Consider the following 20,388-nt stretch of genomic DNA (forward strand, 5'->3'; position numbering starts at 1 on the left):
CGCTGCGCTGGCCGGGCAGGACGAACACGAGGCACCCTGTGGCGGGGACGCCACAGAAGGGTGGATTTCGAAATGAGCGCACCCGGGATCCGCAAGCTGTCGAGCGGCTACGCGGACACGGCGAGGTGCGCCGCGGACCTTGCTGCGAGGTGGATCCTCCGGCAGGCTTCCGACATGACGTCCCTCGCCTTCGCGATGCCGGCGGAGATCGTCGACCCCAGCGTCGTCGCTCCGCCGGGCGATCTGTACAGCAACGAGCCTCCGATGGAGACCTACCAGCACCTCGTCCAGATGATCCTGCTGCTCGAGAGCCTGGAGCTCTTCTGGAAGGACCGGGCCGACTTCTTCGCCGCGGGGAACCTGACCATCTACTTCAGCCCCAGGCAGCTCAAGACCGAGCACTTCCGGGGTCCGGATTTCTTCGTCGTGCTCGGCACCGATCGGAGGGCGCGCAAGAGCTGGGTCGTCTGGGAAGAAGACGGCCGGTACCCGAACGTGATCGTGGAGGTGCTCTCGGAGAGCACCGAAGGCGCCGATCGCGGCCTCAAGAAGCAGATTTACCAGGACGTCTTCCGGACGCCGGACTACTTCTGGTTCCATCCGGAGACCCTCGAGTTCTCGGGCTTCCACCTCGTCGACGGGCAGTACGAGCCGCTCTCCCCCGATGCTTCCGGGCGCCTCTGGAGCGCTCAGCTCGAGCTCTTCCTTGGCGTCCAGAAGGGACAGCTCCGCTTCTTCACCCCCGAGGGAGAGCTCGTGCCTGCTGGGAAGGAGCTCGCGAAACGGGCCGAGTCCGCCGAGCAGCGCGCCGAGTCCGCCGAGCAGCGCGCCGAGTCCGCCGAGCAGCGCGCCGAGTCCGCCGAGCAGCAGGCAATGCGGCTGGCAGCGAGGCTCCGGGAGCTCGGCGTCGATCCCGACACGCTGAAGTAGCGATCGGCGCCCGCGCTCCTCTCGCTCCTCCTGTGAAGCGCATGATGAAGCTCTATTTCAGCCCTGGCGCCTGCTCGCTCTCTCCGCACATCGCGCTGCGCGAGGCCGGCCTCCAGTTCGAGCTCGAGCAGGTCCACCTCGGCACGAAGAAGACCCGGTCGGGCGCCGACTTCACCTTGATCAACCCCAAGGGCTACGTGCCCGCGCTCGAGATCGAGGGCGGCGAGGTGCTCACCGAGGGACCGGTGATCGTCCAGTACATCGCCGATCGGAGGCCCGAGTCCGGGCTCGCGCCCCCGGCCGGCACCCTGGACCGCTACCGGCTGCAGGAGTGGCTGAGCTTCATCAGCACCGAGCTGCACAAGCAGTTCTCGCCGCTCTTCAAGCCGCGGGCGCCGGACGAGCAGAAGAACGCGGCGAGGACGCTCCTCGGCCGGCGCTTCGCCTACGTGGCGCACCGCCTCGAGGGCACGACGTACCTCCTCGGCGAGCGGTTCACGGTGGCGGACGCGTACCTCTATACCGTGACGACGTGGACGAGGTTCGCGGGCGTCGATCTCGGCGGATGGCCCGTCCTCGGCCGCTACAGGGAGCGCGTCGGCGCCCGCCCTGCGGTGCAGGCCGCCATCGAGGCCGAGCGGCGGCGGTAGGCCTCCTTCGTATCCCTGGTGGGTACACGCCTTGACGCCTCGATCACGCGCGACTTTGCATGACGGCATGCTGCGGGCGATCGCCGAGGAGGTGTGGGCGTACGAGAGGGACTTCCGGCTGCCGTTCGGTGATCTGCCGGCGCGCGCGACCGTCGTGAGGCGGGCCGACGGCAGGATCGTCATCCACTCGCCGCTGGCGTTCGATGACGACACCGCCCGGGAGATCGACGCGCTCGGCGAGGTGCGCGCCCTCGTCGCCCCGAGCTGCCTCCACCACGTCTTCTTGAGGGCCGCGACCGAGCGCTGGCCGCGCGCGAGCGTGCTCGGGGCGCCCGGGCTCGAGAAGAAGCTCTCCGGCCTCCGCTTCACCCCGCTGCCCCGATCCGGCGTGGCGCCGGAGATCGGCGACGATCTCGGCGTACGCCTCGTCGAGGGCGTGCCGTACATCGCGGAGCACGTGTTCCTGCACGCGCGGTCGCGGACGCTCATCGTGACGGATCTCCTGTTCAACGTGCATGAGGCCCGCAGCTTCGCCATGAAGGTCTTCCTCTGGGTGGGCGGCGTGTGGAGGAAGACCGCCCAGGACCACGTGTGGCGCGTGCTCATGAGGGACCGCGCCGCAGCGGCGCGCAGCGTCGCCGACGTCCTCGCGTGGGAGTTCGAGCGCGTCGTCGTCGCCCACGGAGACGTCATCGAAGGCGAGGCGAAGGACCGGACGCGCCGCGCGCTCGCGTGGATCGGCGCCGGGGCTGGCCGGCTCCTGCCGGCGAGATGAGGGCTCTCAGGCGGCCGCCTGCGCGCGGCGCAGCCCGATGACCTGCGCCTCCGCGAAGAGCGCGACGGCGAGCGCCTGCGCCGCGACGTGCGAGGCCGACATCTCGACACGCCACCTGAGCTTCCTCGAGACCGGCCGCGCGCAGCCGAGCCGCGAGATGGTGATCCACCTGGCCGAGCGCCTCGATGTGCCCTTGCGCGACCGCAACCAGCTCCTCGTGGCGGCGGGGTACGCGCCGCTCTATCCGGAGCGCAGCCTGGGCGATCCGGCGCTCGCGGCGGCGCGCAGGGCGGTCGATCTGGTGCTCGCCGGCCACGAGCCGTATCCGGCGGTCGCCATCGATCGGCACTGGACCCTCGTCGCCGCGAACGGCGCGATCGGCCCATTCCTGGCTGGCGCCGACGCCGCCCTCCTCCAGCCCCCGATCAACGTGCTGCGCCTGAGCCTGCACCCAGGCGGCCTCGCGCCGCGCATCGAGAACTCACCCGAGTGGCGCGCGCACCTCCTCGCCCGCCTGCGCCGTCAGATCGACGTGAGCTCCGATCCCGCCCTCGTGACGCTCTTCGAGGAGCTCATCCGCTATCCATCGCAGGAAGGATCGATGCGCCCCGAACCCGCCCGCGAGCCCGACCCGGTCGCCGTCGCGGTGCCGCTCAGGCTCAGGACGGAGGACGGTATCCTGAGCTTCCTCAGCACGACGATGGTCTTTGGCACGCCGATCGACGTCACCCTGTCCGAGCTCGCGGTCGAGTCGTTCTTTCCCGCAGACCAGGCGACCGCGGAGGCGCTGCGCGCGACGGCGCGACGCCGGGGACAAGGGTCCTCCGCCGAGGAATCCCCTCGGATCCCGCTCTGAGGGCGCGCGCCGCGCGCGCGTCGACGAGCCGTGCACGGCCCGCGCTCCCCTGAGCAGCGCCGAGAGCGCTGCCCGTGCATCGCGATGAGAGCAGCGCCGGGAGCGCTACCGGTGCATCGCGATGTCGTTGCGGGGAAAAGGCTTGATGCGTCGGGTGTGCCGCCCAGTGGACGGGATGGTCTTGGTCCGCCCGGGGGATCGCGCGGGGCGCACGGAGGGCTTCTTCTTCGTTGTCGACCGTGAGGCCTCGCTGGTGGGCGCGCTCTCGGGCTGCGCCGCAGCGGCCTGGACGGGCTCCTGGAGCTCCGGCGCGAGCAGCGGCCGGGGTGCCTCCACGACGCTGGCGAGGAGCGTCGCCTCGGGCGAGCTCGCCAGCCCGGCGCGGGGGGCGACGGCGGCGAGCGCGGCGCTGTCGGCGGCGGGCGCGGCGAGCCGGACGCCGAAGAACAGGCTGGCGCCGGCCAGCACAGCGCCGATCGCGGCGGCCGCTGCCATCCGCGCGGATGGCCTCTTGCGCTTCTTTCGGCTCGACCCCGCGCCCAGGACCGCCGTCGTGCCATCGCCGCCCTCGTCCTCGCAGAGATCCGCCTCCACGACCGGTATCGACGGGGACGTCATGACCGGGTTGCGCCGGGTGACAACGCCGTCCTGCGAGCTCACGGGCGGCGCCTCGACAACGCTCTCCGCAGCCGCGTCCCCGACCGCCGGAGCCGGCGTCTCGGTGCCCCACTTGCGTGACGACAGCGCACGCTCCAGCGCCTCTGCCATCTCCTTCGCCGACCCGAAGCGCGCGCTCGGATCCTGCTGCAGGGCCTTCGCCATCCATTCGTCGACGGCGGCCGGCACGTCGATCCGGTGCCCGCTGGGGGGCGTGAACCGCCCCCTGTGCACGGCGAGCGTGAGCGCCGCGAGCGTCTCTCCGGAGAACGGGGTCCGCCCCGTGATCGCATGGTAGGCGACGACGCCAAGCGACCAGAGATCCGCACGGAAATCGAGATCCCTCGGGCTGACGAGCTGCTCCGGGCTCATGTACAGCGGCGTCCCAACCACGTTCCCCGTCGAGGTGACCCGCAGGTCCCGGACCCGCTTGGCGATACCGAAGTCAAGCACCTTGACGAAGGTCTCCCCGTCCACCTGGGTCAGGAACAGGTTGTCCGGCTTGATGTCGCGGTGGACGATGCCGAGGCGGTGCGCCTGCCCGAGCGCCTTGGCCGCCTGCGCCACGATACGGGCCACCTCGCCGAGCGGCAGCCGGCCCTGGCGGCTGATGCGGGTCCTCAGGTCGTCGCCGCGGAGGAGCTCCATCGCGATGTACGGCATGCCCTCCGCCGTCAAGCCGTGATCGAGGACCTGCGCGACGTGCGGGCTCGTGATCTGCGCCGCAGCGACCGCCTCTCGCCGGAACCGCTCGACGTAGCCCGGATCATCCGCGTACTCGGGCGACATGAACTTCACGGCGACCTGAGCCTTCAGTGGAAGCCGATCGGCAACCCAGATGCTCCCCATCCCGCCGCGCCGGAGGATGCGCACGAGCCTCAGCGAAGGCGTCACCATCTGTCCGGTGTGCAGGGGCATACCTCTGCTACTCCTTCTCGCACAGGCCCGAGCCGGTGGTTCCGTCAGCTCCAGCCGAAAACTCGCCCGAATGGCGTAAATAGATCACTACGACGCCTTCATTACCTCTGCAAGAGAAACAAAGTGCTCTCCGCCACGTCGGTCGCGTCAGTCACGTCAGTCACGTCAGTCACGTCAGTCACGTCAGAGCGCGTGTCGCGTATCCGCGCACATTGAAGCCAACCCGTCTCTTACATCCCCCAGGAGCGCACGGGCCACGGAGCACTCATGTGCGATACGGCCACGTGGACGGACATCCACCGTGCGCCGGTGTCGGCGCATGAGCGCATGCCGAGCGCCAGGTTCGTCCGGCCGGCCGAAAGCACCTGTCGTCGCGAGCGGTGACGCAGAACAACGGAGTTGAAGGTAGGCCACCTGATGATCAGGTGGGGAGCCCGGGAACAAGCGTGCCTGTCGTGCGGCCATGGCTCGCGATCCGCTGCGGCTTCATCCATGGGCTCACCTCGCGGCGCCAGAGGAGCCCCCGAGGGCGCGCGAGGGCTCATCGCCTCTTGACTTCGAAAAAAGTCTTTCATTTTACCTCCACAACCACCGTCCGGGCAGCGCGGAGGACGGCGCTCGCGTCTTCATCCAGCGCGGGAATCACGAGGACGGGGCGAGATCCATTGGGGTGTCGGCATCGTCCGACATCGGAGGGCGGGCCTGTCCAGAGCTCCACCCGCGCGGCGCGCTCGCGCTTCCTCGGATCACGCGCCGCGACAGGCGGGTTGTCTTCTGGAGGAGGATTGAAGCCTCTCGTCTTCTGGATGCCGGCTCACTGAAAGAGTTCACCCTGCCGAGGACGGCCTGGACACCCGCGGAGCTCGCGCGTACGCCGGCGGAGGAAATCCACCCGCGCCGAGGCTGAAGCTGAGGCGTAGGGGTGCGATAAAAAATGAAGCGCGGGTGTCATCCATGGTTGCGTCTACGCGCGCAGGCGTAGAATCGCCGGAACCATGAGCCGATCCCCCTCCGACAAGGACGCGCACAAAAAGGCAACGGTCAGCCCCGTGCCGTCGCGAGGGACTCCGCCGGAGACGATCCCGTCGCGCGCCAGCGCCGGCGCCAGCAGCGCCCTGCCGTCAGCGCCGCCTCCGACACGCAACAGCGCCGGCAACGGCAGCGCCCTGCCGCCGGCGCCCGCATCGAACCGCGGGGGCAGCACCCTCCCGCCTCCTCAGCAGCACGCGCCGCCCCCGGCGCGCGGCAGCCACTTCCCGGCCGACGCGCGCGTGCGGCGAGATCGGCCGAGCGTCCCGCTCTCTCCGCACGGCGCCTATGCGTCGCAGGAGGCGCGCGGCTGGCGAGAGCGGCCGACCGCCGCGGCCGCGGCCGCGGCGCGCAGCGGCTACACCTTGCAGGATCCGTTCGACCGGTGGGACCCGCCCGAGGGCGCCCCCGCGGCGCCCGCGACCCAGCCGCCCGAGCCGCCGAGCTCGCGCGTCCCGGAGGGGTCGCGCCACGACGACGCCGGCCGTGGCCACGCGCCGGCGTCGTCGCCGGCCAGGCGCACGGCGACCGGCGGGCTGCCCGCCGCGCATCAGCCCGCGCCGTCGGCCCGGCCGACCGCGGGGCGCGAGCCGCAGCGGCTCCACGAGCCGCACGGCGGGGGCCACGACCCGTACACGCCCATCAACCAGATCCTCGGCTACACGCGCCTGCTCGTGGCGTCGCTGCAGGGCAAGGTCGCGCCGCAGCACATCGAGGACATCCGCAACATCGAGCTCGCGTCGCGCAAGCTGCTCACCATCGTCCAGGCGATGGAGAACGGCGACGAGGACGCGCCCTCGAGCGTGAAGGTCAGCATCCCCTCCCCGCACGAGGAGCCCGCGGTCCACGCCGAGATCGAGGGCAGCGGGCGCGGCACCATCCTCGTGGTCGACGACAGCCGAGGCAACCGCGACGTCCTCTGCCGGGTGCTGCGGGACAACGGCTACCGCACCGCCTCCGCCGAGGACGGACCCCGCGCGCTCGGGCTCGCCGCGCGCGAGCGCTTCGACGCCGTGCTGCTCGACGTGAACATGCCCGGCATCAGCGGCCTCGGCGTGCTCTCCGCCCTGCGCCAGAGCCGGTCGCAGGCCGAGCTCCCCGTGATCATGGTGACCACGCGCGGCGCGAGCGAGGACGTCGTCGAGTCGCTCAAGCTCGGCGCCAACGACCACGTGACGAAGCCGATCGACTTCGACATCCTGCTCGGGCGGCTCGACACGCAGCTCACGCTGAAGCGCTCGCGCGAGCAGCTCTCGCAGCTCGCGGCGGAGCTGTCGGTCAAGAGCGAGTTCATCCGCAAGACGTTCGGCCGCTACCTGAGCGACGACGTGGTGAACCGCCTGCTCTCCTCGCCCGAGGCCCAGCTCCTCGGCGGCGAGGAGCGCGAGGTGACCATCATGATGACGGACCTCCGCAGCTTCACGACGATGACCGAGAGCATGCCGCCCGACGTCGTCATGCGGCTCCTGAACGGCTATCTCGGCGAGATGGCGCGCATCATCGTCGCGCGCGGCGGCACGATCATCGAGTTCATCGGCGACGCGATCCTCGCGCTCTTCGGCGCGCCGTTCCCCGCGGGCGACGACACCCGCCGCGCGGTCGCGTGCGCGCTGGAGATGCAGATCGCGATGGACGCGGTGAACGAGAAGAACAGCGCCGAGGGCCTGCCGACGCTGCAGATGGGCATCGCGCTCAACACCGGACCGGTCGTCGTCGGCAACATCGGCTCCGAGGCGCGCACGAAATACGGCGTTGTCGGCGCCCAGGTGAACCTGACGTCCCGCATCGAGTCGTGCACGGTGGGCCGCCAGATCCTGATCGCGGACGCCACGCGCCGCGCCGCCGGTGCGGGCCTCCTGCTCGGCCAGAGCCACGCGCTGGCCGTCAAGGGGTTCTCGAACCGCGTGCTGGTCCACGAGGTTTTGGGTCTCGACAACCCCGAGCGGCTCTACCTGCCCGAGCGGCGGGTCGAGATCCTCTCGCTCTCGTCGCCGCTGCCGGTCGTCTGCGCGCGCCTCGCGGGCAAGCGGGTGGAGGGCGAGCCGCAGTCCGCGTTCATCCTCGGGCTCTCGCCCTTCGGCGCCGTGCTGCGGCTGCATCCGCGGCCCGCGCCCTTCACGAACCTCCAGATCCACCCGTCCGGCCCGCTCGCCGAGCAGCTCGGCGGCGAGCTGCACGCGAAGGTGATCGAGCTCGACGCGCGCGCCGAGGACGTCGTGCGCATCCACTTCACGTCGTCGCCGCCGGGGCTCGCGGCGTTCGTCCAGAAGCTGCACCGCGCCGAGGCGTAGCGGCTCGCCGCCGTACAGGCAGGCTCGCGTCTGGGTGTGCGGGAGGGCTGCCGAGCCGCCCGGCCCCCGGGAAGGGAGCTCGTCGCGTGGGACCTGGGACGAACTCGAGCCCTCCCCTGGTGCCGGGGAGCGGACGACGGGCCAACTCAGGGTCTCGTGGAAAAGAGCGAGACGACGCTCTCCGGGGCGCTCTGCGGGAGCCTGGTCGTCAACAGGCATGTTCACCGCGAACCCGTGCTCCTGAAGGAGCCGTATCGGCTCAGCGACCGGTTCTCCTCGGCTCCGAGGACATCGACCTGCGTGTAACCCACGGCGACGCGCTCCTGGGAGAGCACCTTTGCTTCGAACAGGCGCCTCGCCTACGCTCCGCGCTCGCAGCGCAACACGGCCCCTTCACGCGGCCACACACACCGAGGTAGCAGACGCACATGCGTTCCCTGACCGTCGCGGGCCCTGCGGGCGCGCTCCACGTCGTCGATCATCCGGCCACAGGCGCTCCTACCGCCGCGGGCGCGGGTCCCTCGAGCGAGGCGCTGCCGGTCGTGCTCGTGCACGGCATGGTCGGCCACGCCGGCTTCTGGGAGGCGCCGCTCGCGCACGCCTCCGGCCGGCGGCGCGCGGTCGCCATCGACCTCCGGGGGCACGGCGCGTCGGAGCCCCCGCCCGACGCGGACTACGCTCCGTCCGCGTGCGCGGCCGACGTGCTCGCGGTCCTCGACGCCCTGGCGCTCCCCCGCGTGGCGCTCGTCGGCCACAGCTACGGCGCGCTCGTGGCGCTCGCCGCCGCGGCCGACCATCCGGAGCGGATCGCGCGCCTCCTGCTCGCAGACCCGCCCCGGGATTTCACGCAGATCCCGGCGGAGGTCCAGGCGCAGCACTTCCCGCCCTACCTCGCCGCCCTCGCGGCGGACGGCTGGCGTGACACCGCCTTGGCCACCTTCAACGAGGCGCTCGCGGGCAGCACGCCCGCCACCCGGGAGACGGTGCTGGCGCGCGTCGCCGCCACGCCGCACGACCGGATGCTCGGCATGTCCCGGCATTTGCTGGAGTTCGAGGCGGTGAACGCGCTGGACCGCTACCTCGCCGCCCCGGGCGCCCGCGCCCACGCCATCGTCGCCCCCTCGAACGCATGGCCGCAAAGCCTGCACATGCTGAGGCCCGCGCTCACGGCGGTGGTGCTGCCGGAGACCAGCCACTGGCTGATGCTCGACGCGCCGGCGGCGTTCGCCGCCGAGCTCGAGGCCTGGCTCGACGCGGCCTGAGCCCGGAATACGGCACTCCCGCTCTCCGGCTCAGCTCCGCCCTCGCTTCCCCGCGGCGAGCTCGCCGAACCGCTCCAGGTAGCCCCCGAACCGGTCCAGCACCTCCCGCTCGGTGAGCCCGAACTCGTCGAGGGCATAGCGATGGACCCCGCACCGGTGCTGCGGGTGCTCGCGCATCCACCCCTCGATCCGCGCGGCGACAGCGCCGTCGAACCCGAGCCCGAAGCGCTCGTGGATGCGCCGCACCAGCCCGGCGGGATCCGCGGTCAGCTCCTCGTAGCTCGCGTCGAGGAACCGCGCCGGGTCGAGCCGCGCGCGGGCCTCGAGGAAGCGGTCCATCATGGCGCCGAGCAGCTCGAGGGCCCCCGGGCCGACCGCGCGCGGCTCGACCCGCCGCTGGTGTATCGCGCGCGCGGCCGCGACGAGGCTGCAGAACGACGGGACGACCCGGAGCGGATCGCGGTGCGTCATCACGATGCACGCGTCCGGATACACCTGCAGGAGCGCGGCGATCGCCGGCAGGTGGAAGGGAGACTTGAGCACCCAGCGCCCCTCGGGGCGCCCCCATTGCAAGACCTGCAGCTGGCGGCGGTGATGCTGGTAGTCCGGGACGAGGTCCTGCGCGAGCGCCCACCTCCCGTACGACGGCGTCTCGGCGCGGACACAGGGGAGAAGGGTGTTCTGCAGCAGGAACACGCACTCTTCCGGGCCGTCCGCGGAAAGCTCGTGGATGGTGGCAAAGATCGGACAGACGGTGTGCGCGAGGCGGACGCGGCGCCTCGCCGCCGCGCGCCGGGGGTCGCGGGCCTCGTCCTCGGGACGGACCGGCGGCGACGGCGCCTGGAGCCGCCAGAGGCGCGGCGCGTGCGCGTCCGGGTGCAGGATCATCAGGTTGTGCAGCAGCGTCGTGCCGGTCCGCGGATAGCCGACGATGAAGACCGGGCGCGGCGTGCGCTGCTCGACGATCCGTGGCTCGCGCCGCACGTCCTCGCGCAGCAGCAGGCGATTCGCGATCTGCCGCTCGATCTCGTCGCCGAAGCCGAGCCTCCCGAGCAGGGCCAGATCGGCCTCGTCCTCGAGCGAGGCGGAGAGGACCCGCAGCCCCTCCCAGAACCAGCCCTCGCCGGGATCGGTCAGCCCCGTGCGCCGCCGGGCGCGCTCGGACAGGACGTCGACGTCCAGGGGGGCGAGCGCACGCAGGGCCGAGCGCCCCATCCGCGCCCCGACCGCGTTGAGCGCGCGGAACGGCATCGACACGCGGTACGGATGGGAGGTCGATCTCGTGGGTCCGTGCATGCGCCGGCCTCAGGGTAGGCGCGCGCCGCACGGAGGGGTAGCGCCGAACGGGCGCACGCGGGCCGGGCGGCGGCCGCGCCACGAGCGCCTCGCCGTCCTTTTCGGCGGGGCGCTCCCGGCCCACACTGCCGCCATGCACGACGACAGCGCCCCCCGGCACTCCGCGCTCACCGAGAGGACCCTGGCTCACTACGACGATCACGCCCTGTCGTTCTGGGAGGGCACGCGCGATCACGACGTCTCGCAGAACCGCGCCGCGCTGCTCGCGGCCCTGGAGGGGGCAGGCCCGTTCACGATCCTCGATCTCGGCTGTGGCCCCGGGCGCGATCTCGCGGCGTTCCGGGCCGCGGGGCACAACCCGGTCGGCCTCGACGGATCCGCGCGGTTCGTCGACATGGCGCGGCGGCACGCGGGCTGCGAGGTGCTCCACCAGGACTTCCTGCGCCTCGACCTCGAGGCCGGGCGCTTCGACGGGATATTCGCCAACGCCTCGCTGTTCCACGTGCCGAGCAAGGAGCTGCCGCGCGTGCTCCGCGAGCTCCACGCCGCGCTCCGCCCGCGCGGCGTCCTCTTCAGCTCGAACCCGCGCGGCGACGATCGGGAGGGGTGGTCGGGCGACCGGTACGGTTGTACCTGGTCGCTCGAGCGGTGGCGGGAGCTCGTGACCGCCGCCGGGTTCGAGGAGATCGAGCACTACTATCGACCGGCAGGCCGGCCGCGCGAGCAGCAGCCGTGGCTGGCGACGGTGTGGCGCAAGCGCTGAGCCCTCGGCGCGAGCAGCCTGCAATCCGTCGCCCCGAAGCAGGCGGAGACGCGCGGGTACCCGCGGTCAGTGCGCCCTGATCACCTGCGGGCGCGCGGGCGTGCGGGCGGCGGGGGCGCGGGACGCGGGCCCGCGGATGACCGCCGGGCCCAGCGCGACGATCACGAGGGCCAGCGCCACGACGAGGGCGAGGCCGCCGCGCAAGGTGAGGTGGTCGGAGACCAGGCCGATGGCCGGAGGGCCGACGAGAAAGCCGCCGTACGACAGGGTGGCGAGCGTCGCCAGCGCCTTGCCGGGCGCGACGCCGGGGGCGCTCGCCCCGGCGCGGAAGACCAGCGGCACCACGACGGACAGGCCGGCGCCCACACACCCGAACCCCAGCAGCATGGCGACGGGAGCGTTGGCGAGCAGCGCCGCGCCGAGCCCGCCTGCGACCACGACCCCGGCCGCGCGCACGACCCGATCGGCGCCGAAGCGCTGCGTCAGCCCGTCCCCGGAGAACCGCCCGAGGAGCATCGCCAGCGAGAACGCGGCGTAGCCGGTCGCCGCGAAGGCCGCGGTGGTGTGGAGCTCGTCGCGGAGGTAGACGGCCGACCAGTTGGCCATCGCGCCCTCACCCACGGACGAGCAGAACGCGACGAGGCCGAGCAGGAGGAGCGCTGTCGAGCGGGCGGTCCCGGGGCCGGCCGCGGTCGCGGGCTCGGGGCGCGCGTCGGCCGAGAGCGCCCTGCCCTCGCGCGCGACGGCCGCGGCGAGGACGGCGGCGACGGCGACGAGGTGCGCCGCGGGCGACAGCGCCCGGTCGGCCGCGAGCGCGCCAAGGGCCGCCCCGATCAGCCCGCCGAGGCTGAACATGCCGTGGACCGAGGCGAGGATGGGCCGACCGGAGCGCCGCTCGACCTCGACCGCCTGCGCGTTCATCGCGACGTCCATGAGGCCGTTGCACACGCCGAGCAGCAGGAGGGCCGCGACGAGCGCGGCGAAGGAAGGGGCGAGCGCGGGCAGGGGCAGCGCCGCGCACAGGAGCAAGGCCGAGACCCGGGTGACGCGCCGGCTCCCGAAGCGGGCGACGAGCGGCCCGGCGGCGCGGAAGGCGAGCATCGCCCCGCAGGCGAGGCCGAGGAGGGCGAGGCCGAGCAGGCCGTCGCGCAGCCCGAGCCGCTCGCGGACCGCAGGGACCCGCGCGGCCCAGGACGCGAAGGCGATGCCGTTCGCCACGAACATGACCGAGACGGCGCGCCGAGCGCGCGCGACGTCATCGACGAGCGAGAGCGGGACGCCCATCACGGCACCCCCCGCGCAGGACAAGGCGAGCCGCTGGCGCACAGCCGCGGCCAGGGGAAGGCCGTCCGGAGGACGGCGGTGAGAGTTGGAGGCTCCCCGGAAGGTTCGTGCATTTTCGTGAACATCAGGGAAAGATCATGGGGCCGGAAGGGACCGGAGCAAGCAACTTCGTGCACAAACAGGAACAACCGTGCAAAACAACGCAGACACCTCCGGCCTGATGGTGGCCGAGCGGCGCCAGCATATTCTCGCGGTACTGGAACGTGATGGGAAGGTGGTGGCGGCAGAGCTGAGCCGTGCCTTCGGCGTCTCGGAGGACACGATCCGGCGCGATCTGCGCGAGATGGCGAACGAGGGGCTCTTGCAGCGGGTTCACGGCGGCGGCCTGCCCGTCTCGCGGGTGAACCCGAGCTTCCCTGCGCGCGAGCGGCAGCGGCCGAAGGCCAAGGAAGAGCTCGCGCGGGCCGCGGCGACCTTGATCAAGCGGGGTCAGGTCGTGTTCATCGACAGCGGGACGACCAACGTGGCTGTGGCGCGCCACCTCCCGCGCGATCTCGAGGCGACGGTCGTGACCAACAGCCCTCCTGTCGCCATCGCGCTCTCGGAGCACCCGCGGGTGGAGGTGGTCCTGCTGGGCGGGCGCATGCGCAAGGATCCGCTGGCCGCCGCCGACGGGGTGACCATCGCGGGGGTGCGCCAGATCCGGGCGGACCTCTGCTACCTGGGGGTGTGCACGCTCGATCCAACGTTCGGCGTCACCACGCTGGATCTGGACGAGTCGTACGTGAAGCGGGCGATGGTGGAGGCCTCGGCCGAGGTCGTCGCGCTGGTGACCGCGGACAAGCTGGGCACCGTGTCGCCGTACGTGGTCGCGCCGCTGAGCGAGCTCACGTGGCTCTTCACCGAGCGCGGCGTGTCGAAGGAGGCGCTCGCGCCCTACCGGGCCGCGGGCGTCACCGTCACGCAGGACCTCGAGGCGGAGCCGGCCTGAACCAGCGGGTCAGAGAGCCTGCCACGACTCCAGGAGGCGCAGGCTCGCGCTGGCCATGCCGAGCTCGATGTGCCTGGACGCCTCCGCTCACTTCACGACGACCTTCGCCGTCGTGAACTTGACCGTCCCGCTGTTGTTCTGGGACTCGACCAGCAGCTTGACCTCGTGCAGGTTCCCCAGGGGAAGGCCGAGCGCTTCCCACTTGGTGAAGTGTTCGGAAACGGAGATGGTGCCGCACGTGCGAGCTGTCCGCCGGATGCTGAAATACTGATCGAACGTCTCGCTTGAACCCGTGATGGCCGGCTTGTTCACGCGGGTCTTCTTCCACACGTCGTAGGTCTCGCCGTCGGCGGTGAGCGTGCCGACCTCGTCCCGCGGCGTCCCGTCGGAAGAAAACCCTGCCGGCTTTACGCTCCCCCAGTCGTCGAGGATGTAGAACTCGCGCAGCGGGTTGACGGTCCAGCCGTAGATACCGATGTACGTCAAGCCACCGTCCTCCTCCGTCTTGGTATGCGCGAACTCCGCCGAGAAGGTGCCGATCTGGGCATGCTTCCGGGTCTGGTTGAAGTCGAGGCCGACGCGCGCAAGGAAATCCTCGACGTTGTTCCATTCCGCGCTGAACGCGGCGTCGACGCCGTGCACGGTCATGCAGCCCGTCCCGCTTCCCTCCGCCCAGAGCTCATAACCGTACCCATTGCCCGCATTGCCTTTGCTGTTCGAGCAATACTCCTTGCCTCCGGTCAGGGGTGTCGCCGGCGGGCAGGTGTTCGCGCCGCTGCCCGTGGACCCGCCTTCGCCGGTGGACCCGCCGCCGTCGCCGGGGGAGCCACCTCCACCCGTCGCTCCGCCCGCACCAGGGAGCCCGCTGCTGCTGCTGCTCGCGCCGCCGCTCCCCGTGACGCCTCCGGAGGTAGCGCCCGCGCCCCCGGCGCCCGGTTGACCACCGCCTCCGCTCGCGCCGGTGGACCCCGCGATCGATCCGCCGCTCCCGCCGTCGTCCTTCCCTTCCCCGGAGCCGGAACAGCCCGTGAAAGCCGCGGCAGCGAGGCAAGCGGCCAGGGTACCCAACGACCAACGGGACGGAGCGAGAACCTTCATGGTTGGAGCATGCCAGGGGTTGCACACGGGGATCAAGGGAGGCGAACCGCCGGAAGGAGAGCTCGTCGTCGGCTCGCCGCATCGGGCAGAAGTTTCCAGACCCGCGCAAACATCCCGTTCCATGGGCTGCTCGACAGGCTCACCGGCGCGGTGACGAGCGCCGGCTCGACAGGCCCTCCCGCGATCCGCAGAACCCGTTCGGCCATCCACGTGAGACAACCAGGGTCCTGAGACTCCTGTACGCCGAGCACCGAAAACGCCGAGGTGGGCCTGTATCCGAAGAACGTGATCTCCGGTCTAAGGCACCGTGTCTCGACGGAAAATCGACGAAGAGCGGAAGTTAGCTACCTTCGCGTCGACCTCGGTGGACGACAGGATCGCGTCCTCGGCGAAGTAGACCCAGTCGACATCCTCGTGGTATGTCCGCGAGCTGCCCTTCGCGGCATCGAGCTCATCGTACCAGAGGTTGAAGAAGATGAATTGATCCACCTCTGGAACGTACATGGAACCGTGCGTCGCGCGATGCACCCCATCGATGTAATAGCTGATGGACGTGCTGGTAACGTGGAGAACGAGCGTGTGAAATCCGTTGAAGTTCGCGGAGACCAAGCTCGAGACGTTCACGTCCGACGTCTCCCACGAAGTCAGCCACATCGTGCTCGTGTTGCCCTGGCCCCAACCGCCGTTGGGCATGTACTCGAAATCCTGCTCCGAGTAGTCCGGGTCGCCGACGGCCCATTCGGTCAAGGTGAAGAAGGTCTCGACGGGCTTGTCGGCGTAAAAACGCGTGCCGGACAGCGGGGTGTCGTTGAACTTGACCCTGGCAGCGTAGGTGCCGAAGCGGAACTTCTGGGCATTGGTGATCACCTCGGCCTGCGAGGTGGTCGCCCCGGTGCCGCTCGTGCTCGCCTCGAGACGCATCAGCTTGTTCGTGGAGCTCTGCGGGTCAGCGACCAGCGAAACGTTGGACTCCAGCCACGCCGCGCCGCTCACCCCGGGCGCCCCCGACCAGCTCCGCAGCGACCACCAGCTCGTGAAGTTGGCGTCGCTGGTCCCGTTGTAGCTGAAATCGTCGAAGAACTCGGCCGTGACCGCGCTGCCGGCCCGGGTCGTCGCGCTCGCCTGATTGGAGGCGGCAGACGCGCCGCCCGCATTCAGGGCCGTGACTTTGTAATAGTAGGTGGTCGACGCAGCCAGGCCGGTGCTGTCATAGCTGGTAGAGGTCACGCCGCTGGCGATGTGGCTTCCCGTGCCAGGCGTGAAACCCGACGTTGTCGATCGGTAGACATCATAGCTTGTCGCACCGCTGCTCGCCGCCCAGCTCAGGGAGATCGCGCTTGCGCTCGACGCCGTAGCCGTCAGGGAGATCGGCGCCGGAGGCGGCGACACACTGCCGCTCGGCGGCGTACCGCTGCGCAGGCCGCCCGTGGGCGCGGAGCCGGCGTCGTGCACGGTGATACGGCTGGAGTCGGAGAAGGTTGTCTGGTTTCCATACGAGTAATCGTCGGTCTCGACGACGTTCGTATTGAACTCGATCCCGAGGTCGATCGGCTGGGTCGTCGCCCCCGCAGCCAAGCTCCCGGCGGCGCTGGTGAAGCCGATCTGCACGTAACGATCGGCGCCCGTAGAGGACACTGTCCCGGTTGTCAGCGTGATTCGGCTGCAGCCCGAGCTCCACCACCAGCACGCCGGGGCCACCGTCGTCGCGCCGTTCTTCGTGAACCAGTAGCGTATGACGATGCTGCTCAGCGGTATCGGGGCAGCGGTGTTGTTGCGAATTTTTATCCCGGCCTCGACGATGGTGTCGTTCGGCGCGGCGGCGTCATAGTTGCAGTACTGGACGGTAAAGTCGGTCGTCCCGGCGAAACTACCGATCGAGTGACCGCAAGTCGAGAGCGCGACGAAGATGCTCAAGCACGCAAGGCGGAGGGCACGAGCCCGCAGGAGTTCGGCCATCCTTTCGAGGAGCGTCACACGTGTGCGCCGGCCAGTCCATCTCACCCGCTCGACAGCATGTAGATAGTTCGAGTTCATGATTGTCAATCGTGCTCCTTTCACGCCCACACCGCGCGACATCGCCGAGCCGCCTTCGAGCACGGCGCGTGCCAGCGCTGAGCAGCGCCGAATTGGGCTTCGAAGCGACAAGCTCAACGGATCATTGCCGGGAGTGCGTACGAGGGCGATCCCGGCGATCCTTTGGGTGCGATCGGCCTCACGTGACGTCGGCGCGGAGGCCTGCTGAGATGGCAGGCATGCCTCCGTTGAGCGACGATGATGCCGCCTCCACCGAACTCCTGCCCGGGCCGGTGCGCCCCGCTGCGGCCGCGGCCGAGAGCTTCGCCCTCTCCGTCATGGCGGGCCCGGACGAGGGCCGCCGGTTCACGGTGGCGCCGGGGCTGCCCTCGCGCGTGCTCGCCGGCACGAGCCCCGCCTGCGACATCCCCCTCACGGACCGGCTCGTTTCGCGCCGCCACGCCGCCTTCGAGCTCGCCGGCGCCCGGCTCCGCGTCACCGACCTCGGATCGACGAACGGCACCTTCGTCCAGGGGATCCGCGTCGGCGACGCGTACCTCCAGGGCAGCGAGCTCGTCCGGATCGGCGAGACAGTGCTCCGCGTCGAGGCGCTCGGCGTCACGCAGGCGGCCGAGCTGTCGCCCGCCGTGCAGTTCGGCGGACTCCTCGGCGCCAGCGAGGAGATGCGGCGGCTCTATCCGCTGTGCGAGCGCCTCGCGGCCTCGAGCGTCCCCGTCGTCATCGAGGGCGAGACGGGGACCGGCAAGGAGGTGCTCGCGGAGGCGCTCCACGAGCAGGGGCCGCGGGCGGCCGGGCCGTTCGTGGTCTTCGACTGCACCGCGGTGCCGCCGACGCTCGTGGAGTCGGCGCTCTTCGGGCACGAGCGCGGCGCCTTCACCGGCGCGAGCGAGGCACGCCGCGGCGTCTTCGAGGAGGCGCACGGCGGCACGCTGCTGCTCGACGAGATCGGCGATCTCGACCTCAGCCTGCAGGCCAAGCTGCTGCGCGCGATCCAGCGATCGGAGGTGCAGCGCGTCGGCTCGAACCGCTGGATCCGCGTGGACATCCGGGTGCTCGCGGCGACGCGGCGCGATCTCGAGCGTGAGATCCAGGCGGGTCGGTTCCGGGACGATCTGTTTTTCCGGCTCGCGGTGGCCCGGATCGAGCTGCCGCCGCTGCGCAAGCGGCGGGGCGACGTCACGGTGCTCGCGCACCACTTCTTTCGGCAGCTCGCGGGCCGCGGCGCGCTCTTCCCACAGGGGTTCGGCGAGCGGCTGGAAGACTACGACTGGCCGGGCAACGTGCGCGAGCTCTACAACGCCGTGGCGCGGCGCGTGGCGCTCGGAGAGGCCGCGCCGATCGAGACCACCCGGGCCGGACTGGCCTCCCCGGGCGCGCCGGCCCCGGCCTCCACACCTGCAGGCGCGAGCGGAGGCACAGAGCCCGGGACGTCCGGCGACGTCATCGAGGAGATCCTCGCGCTCAACCTGCCCCTCCCGCGCGCGCGGGAGCGGATCGTCGAGCACTTCGAGCGGCGCTACGTGCAGCGCGTCCTCGCCCAGCACGGGGGCAATGTCCGGAGCGCGGCGGCCGCGTCGGGCATCGCGCGGCGGTACTTCCAGATCCTGCGCGCCCGGCGATCCACCTGACGTCCTGCGGCGCCGGCGTCCAGCTGGCGACAGGCACGCGGCAGGTCGCGGGTGAGCTCCGGGCGGCCCGAGAGCTCCGGATCGCCGGGGGCGATCCGAGAATTCCCTTGCATGCGATCCCGGCGATCGCGCCGCGATCGCTCCGATCACCCCCCGCGCGCCCGGATCGCCGGACACGATCACGGCGCGTCGACCCTGGGTTCGCTCCAGGAAGAGCGCAGGATGGGCTGCCGCGGCTCCGTGCGCCGATCGTGGGGGCCATCGCCACGACTGGTACGTCGTTTGCTCTTCCGGCCTGCAGCAGCGAGCTACGACGACCTGGCCTCGCTCGGAACCACGATGGGCCTCATCCACGGAGGGTGATCGCGGTCGAGCCCCAGCGGTGAGTCACGGCCCCGCGGCGCCGGAGTGCAGCATGGCGAATGCTGCATCGGGCGAGGCAACGGTCGGCGATCGTTCGTCTCTAGTCAAAGGAAGGTTACCATGTCTCTTCATCTTACTGCCATTGCTCCTGAGCTGTCGCTTCTCCTCGTCGCCATCACCATGAGCGGGCTCGGATGCCTTGCTTCCGTATCGCCGGAGGGCGAGATCGACGCGGCTCAGAACGGATCTTCCGTGTGCGCAGACATTCCGGAGTGGCAGGAGGGTCAGTGGTATGACGCGGGGGCCATCGTGAATTACCAGGGGTCGGCCTACATCGCCGAGTACGACAATCCCGGCTTTATCCCGACGGTCAGCACGTACTACTGGGAGCCGTACTCCGACTGCAGCGGCAGCACCGAGCCCACCGAGCCCACCGAGCCCACCGAGCCCACCGAGGGCTCGTGCGGCTATCCGCAATGGCAGGAGGATCAGTGGTATGACGCGGGCGCCATCGTGAATTACCAGGGGTCGGCCTACATCGCCGAGTACGGCAATCCCGGCTACATCCCGACGGTCAGCACGTACTACTGGGAGCCGTACTCCGGCTGCAGCGGCAGCACCGGCGAGGGCGGCAACCCCGGCGAGGGCGGCAACCCCAGCGAGGGCGGCAGCCCCAGCGCGGGCGGTGGGCTCCCCGCGAAGGTCGTCGCTGGCTATTACCCCAACTGGACGGAAGCGCCCATCCGCATCCGGGACATCAACAGCAATTACAACGTGATCTATCTCTTCGCCGCGCAGCCCGTGGGAGGATCGCCCGGCACGACGGGCGCCGTCTACTGGACGCCGCCGGGTGATGGCAGGGGAGCGGCGACGAACCTGAACGCCGACATCCAGTACGCACGGACGAACCAAGGTCGCAAGATCATCCTCTCCGTCGGCGGCGCCCACAATGGCATGAGCTTCCCGACGCGCGCGAAGTCGCAGACGTTCGTCGAGAGCGTGGTCGGGATCTACGACAGCCTGGGTGGGTTCGACGGCATCGACTGGAACACCTTCGAGGCCGACCAGGCCCCCGACACCTCCGAGATGATCTGGATCAGCAAGGAGCTGAAGCAGCGCTTCCCCGGCTTCATCATCACCGCGCCTCCGGCCCCCTGGAACGACCGCGACAAGACGTTTTGCAAAGAGATGGTGGACGCCGGCGCCATGGACTACGCGGCCCCGCAGTACTACGATGGCCGCGACTTGGACCAGCAGTCGTACATCGTGAACAGCGTGAACGAGTGGGTCTCGCTGCTCGGTCCGACGCACGTCGCCGTGGGGTTCGGGATCTGGGACCAGCAATACTACATGTCGATCGACGAGGCGATCCCCACGTGGAATCAAGTCGAGAGCAACCACCCGACGCTCCGCGGGGTGTTCGACTGGCAGATCCACATCGACGAGAGCCTCGGGTGGCAGTTCGCCGACGGCGTGGGACCTCTCGTCACGGACTGAAGCGGGATCGGGCGGAGCGCGCGGCGACTCCGCCCGCCGATCGCGGACAGCGCGCGCTCCCCTTGT

At 70.7% G+C, this 20,388-nt stretch carries 15 protein-coding genes; 10 read left to right on the plus strand and 5 right to left on the minus strand.

Annotated elements, in window-relative coordinates; translation table 11 throughout:
- Positions 1-174 precede the first annotated feature (174 nt).
- The 4 genes from WME73_RS22545 (at position 175) to WME73_RS22560 (ending at position 3,211) form a co-directional block, all read left to right on the plus strand.
- Positions 175-930: a Uma2 family endonuclease gene (locus WME73_RS22545; RefSeq protein WP_437917418.1), complete on the plus strand. Its 756-nt coding sequence runs from the start codon at positions 175-177 to the stop codon at positions 928-930.
- Positions 931-974: 44 nt separating this feature from the next.
- Positions 975-1,580, plus strand: coding sequence for a glutathione transferase GstA (gene gstA, locus WME73_RS22550; protein ID WP_437917419.1), 606 nt, complete (start codon positions 975-977; stop codon positions 1,578-1,580).
- A gap of 67 nt (positions 1,581-1,647) precedes the next feature.
- Positions 1,648-2,355 (plus strand): DUF4336 domain-containing protein, encoded by a 708-nt coding sequence (locus WME73_RS22555; protein WP_437917004.1) that lies wholly within the window; start codon positions 1,648-1,650, stop codon positions 2,353-2,355.
- Between the two features lie 37 nt (positions 2,356-2,392).
- A complete protein-coding gene (locus tag WME73_RS22560; protein WP_437917005.1) occupies positions 2,393-3,211 on the plus strand; it encodes an MmyB family transcriptional regulator in 819 nt (272 codons plus the stop codon).
- A 105-nt stretch (positions 3,212-3,316) separates the two neighbouring features.
- Here WME73_RS22560 and WME73_RS22565 read toward each other — a convergent pair whose 3' ends face one another.
- A complete protein-coding gene (locus WME73_RS22565; RefSeq protein WP_437917006.1) occupies positions 3,317-4,786 on the minus strand; it encodes a protein kinase domain-containing protein in 1,470 nt (489 codons plus the stop codon).
- 995 nt (positions 4,787-5,781) lie between these two features.
- Between WME73_RS22565 and WME73_RS22570 the strand changes: the two genes are divergently transcribed.
- Both WME73_RS22570 and WME73_RS22575 read left to right on the plus strand, forming a co-directional pair.
- Entirely contained in the window at positions 5,782-8,106 is a 2,325-nt protein-coding gene (locus WME73_RS22570) for an adenylate/guanylate cyclase domain-containing protein (RefSeq protein WP_437747439.1), read from the plus strand.
- A gap of 428 nt (positions 8,107-8,534) precedes the next feature.
- Positions 8,535-9,368: an alpha/beta fold hydrolase gene (locus WME73_RS22575; protein WP_437917007.1), complete on the plus strand. Its 834-nt coding sequence runs from the start codon at positions 8,535-8,537 to the stop codon at positions 9,366-9,368.
- 30 nt (positions 9,369-9,398) lie between these two features.
- On the opposite strand, the gene WME73_RS22580 is transcribed toward WME73_RS22575, so the two are convergent.
- A complete protein-coding gene (locus WME73_RS22580; protein ID WP_437917008.1) occupies positions 9,399-10,664 on the minus strand; it encodes a sulfotransferase family protein in 1,266 nt (421 codons plus the stop codon).
- Positions 10,665-10,797: 133 nt separating this feature from the next.
- Here WME73_RS22580 and WME73_RS22585 point away from each other — a divergent pair, with 133 nt between their 5' ends.
- Complete coding sequence (locus tag WME73_RS22585; RefSeq protein WP_437917009.1) at positions 10,798-11,427, plus strand: class I SAM-dependent methyltransferase; 630 nt, start codon at positions 10,798-10,800, stop codon at positions 11,425-11,427.
- Positions 11,428-11,493: 66 nt separating this feature from the next.
- Here the strand turns inward: WME73_RS22585 and WME73_RS22590 are convergent, their stop codons facing one another.
- Positions 11,494-12,711, minus strand: a complete 1,218-nt coding sequence (locus WME73_RS22590) for an MFS transporter (protein ID WP_437917010.1) — start codon at positions 12,709-12,711, stop codon at positions 11,494-11,496.
- A 190-nt stretch (positions 12,712-12,901) separates the two neighbouring features.
- Between WME73_RS22590 and WME73_RS22595 the strand changes: the two genes are divergently transcribed.
- Complete coding sequence (locus WME73_RS22595; RefSeq protein ID WP_437747445.1) at positions 12,902-13,702, plus strand: DeoR/GlpR family DNA-binding transcription regulator; 801 nt, start codon at positions 12,902-12,904, stop codon at positions 13,700-13,702.
- An 87-nt stretch (positions 13,703-13,789) separates the two neighbouring features.
- Here WME73_RS22595 and WME73_RS22600 read toward each other — a convergent pair whose 3' ends face one another.
- Both WME73_RS22600 and WME73_RS22605 read right to left on the minus strand, forming a co-directional pair.
- Positions 13,790-14,800: a glycoside hydrolase family 11 protein gene (locus WME73_RS22600; protein WP_437917011.1), complete on the minus strand. Its 1,011-nt coding sequence runs from the start codon at positions 14,798-14,800 to the stop codon at positions 13,790-13,792.
- A gap of 297 nt (positions 14,801-15,097) precedes the next feature.
- Positions 15,098-16,756, minus strand: a complete 1,659-nt coding sequence (locus WME73_RS22605; protein WP_437917012.1) for a cellulose binding domain-containing protein — start codon at positions 16,754-16,756, stop codon at positions 15,098-15,100.
- 296 nt (positions 16,757-17,052) lie between these two features.
- Here WME73_RS22605 and WME73_RS22610 point away from each other — a divergent pair, with 296 nt between their 5' ends.
- Together WME73_RS22610 and WME73_RS22615 are read left to right on the plus strand one after the other, a co-directional pair.
- Entirely contained in the window at positions 17,053-18,462 is a 1,410-nt protein-coding gene (locus tag WME73_RS22610; protein ID WP_437917013.1) for a sigma 54-interacting transcriptional regulator, read from the plus strand.
- Positions 18,463-18,945: 483 nt separating this feature from the next.
- The gene (locus WME73_RS22615) at positions 18,946-20,322 is read left to right on the plus strand and encodes a glycosyl hydrolase family 18 protein (protein WP_437917014.1); all 1,377 of its coding nucleotides are present in this window, start codon (positions 18,946-18,948) and stop codon (positions 20,320-20,322) included.
- Positions 20,323-20,388 lie beyond the last annotated feature (66 nt).

It is taken from the genome of Sorangium sp. So ce302 (genome assembly GCF_051530145.1).
Lineage (GTDB): Bacteria > Myxococcota_A > Polyangia > Polyangiales > Polyangiaceae > Sorangium > Sorangium cellulosum_B.